At 60.2% G+C, this 1,766-nt stretch carries 2 protein-coding genes; both read left to right on the top strand.

What is annotated here, in order from left to right; genetic code table 11:
* The first annotated feature begins 83 nt into the window (after positions 1–83).
* Positions 84–905, top strand: coding sequence for a molybdopterin-binding protein (locus tag DBR23_RS27445; protein WP_108500167.1), 822 nt, complete (start codon positions 84–86; stop codon positions 903–905).
* Between the two features lie 172 nt (positions 906–1,077).
* Positions 1,078–1,766 (top strand): glutamine synthetase beta-grasp domain-containing protein (locus DBR23_RS31990; protein ID WP_233250788.1); only part of this gene is annotated, 689 nt, incomplete at its 3' end.

Here is a 1,766-nt window from a genome sequence, read left to right as displayed (position 1 = left end):
GAAGCGCCAGCATTGAACATGGCGGCACCCCCAGCCCCCGCGCTGCCGCCCCCTGCAAATCCGAACCCTGGAGACAATCCACCATGACCCCCACCTTTGGTCTCATCATCGTCGGTGACGAGATACTGTCAGGCAAAAGGGCCGACAAGCACATGCCCAAGGTGATCGACCTGTTATCGGCGCGGGGCCTGTCGCTGGCCTACGCCGACTATGTGGGCGACAGCCCGGACCGCATCACGGCCACTTTGCAGCGGGCGTTCGCGTCGGCCGATGTGGTGTTCTCGTGTGGCGGCATTGGCGCAACCCCAGACGACCACACGCGGCAATGTGCTGGACGTGCCCTGGGCCGGGATCTGGCCCTGCACCCAGAAGCCGAGACGCTGATTCGCGAACGCATGCAGGATGTGGCGCGCGAGCAGGGCGTGCCCTATGAGCCCGACCGGTCCGACAACGTGCACCGCCTCAACATGGGCATGTTCCCGGTGGGCGCGCGCATCATTCCCAATCCTTACAACAAGATTCCCGGCTTCAGTTGCGACGGGCCAGGAGGTGGTGCCGTGCACTTCGTTCCAGGTTTTCCTGTGATGGCCTGGCCCATGATCGAGTGGGTGCTGGAGCAGCACTACGCAGCCCACTTCAACCGGGCACCGCAGACCGAGCAGTCGGTGGTGGTTTATGGTGCGATGGAGGCAGCCTTGACGCCCCTCATGGAGCAGATTGAAAAATCGCACCCGGATGTGCGGGTGTTCAGTTTGCCCAGCGTAGATCATCCACAATATGGGCGGCATATCGAACTGGGTGTCAAAGGGCCCGCGTCCTCGGTGCCTGCTGCATGGCAGGCTTTGAAAACAGGATTGCACGAATTTGGTGCGAATTGCGGCCCTGAATTGGTGCGCAACCTGTGAGACTCAGATTTGGTAGACGGATTGCACCGTATTGGTGCTTTTTCGCGCATGCCACGCCGACCTGTCGCGGGTAGCGCTCCTTCATAGTGCGGTGCTGCACTCGGCTGGCACGCAAACTGCTTTTATTTCGGCAAACTCTTTTTTCAACAAGCGCTTTATCCAGGAGAACCTGATGGCCAAGACCGTTGCAGACGTGATGAAGATGGTGAAGGAGAACGAAGTCAAGTTCGTTGACTTCCGTTTCACTGATACCCGTGGCAAACAACAGCACACCACGGTGCCCGTCTCTCACTTCGACGAAGACAAGTTCACTTCGGGCCATGCCTTTGACGGCTCGTCGATCGCCGGTTGGAAGGGCATTGAAGCCTCCGACATGCAGCTGATCCCCGACCCGAGCACGGCCAACATCGATCCGTTCTTTGAAGAAACGACGCTGATTCTGACTTGCGACGTGATCGAGCCCACTGATGGCAAGGCCTACGACCGCGATCCCCGCTCCATTGCCAAGCGTGCTGAAGCCTATCTGAAGGCCTCCGGCCTGGGCGACACGGCCTACTTCGGTCCCGAGCCAGAATTCTTCATCTTCGACGGCGTGCGCTGGAGCACTGAACCCAACAACACGTTCTACGAAATCGAAGAGTACGAGGCCCCCTGGAACACAGGCGCCAAGCTCGAAGGCGGCAACCGTGGCCACCGCCCCACCGTCAAGGGCGGCTATTTCCCCGTGCCTCCCGTCGACAGCACGCAAGACATGCGCGCCGAGATGTCCCTGATCCTCGAATCCCTGGGCATTCCGGTCGAAGTGTTCCACCACGAAGTGGCGGGCGCCGGCCAGAACGAAATCGGTACCCGTTTCAGCAC

The sequence above is a fragment of the Acidovorax sp. HMWF018 genome (assembly GCF_003061035.1).
Taxonomy (GTDB): domain Bacteria; phylum Pseudomonadota; class Gammaproteobacteria; order Burkholderiales; family Burkholderiaceae_C; genus Acidovorax; species Acidovorax delafieldii.
The sequence above is the reverse complement of the archived record's forward strand: the minus strand, read 5'-3'. Positions and strand labels throughout refer to the sequence as shown.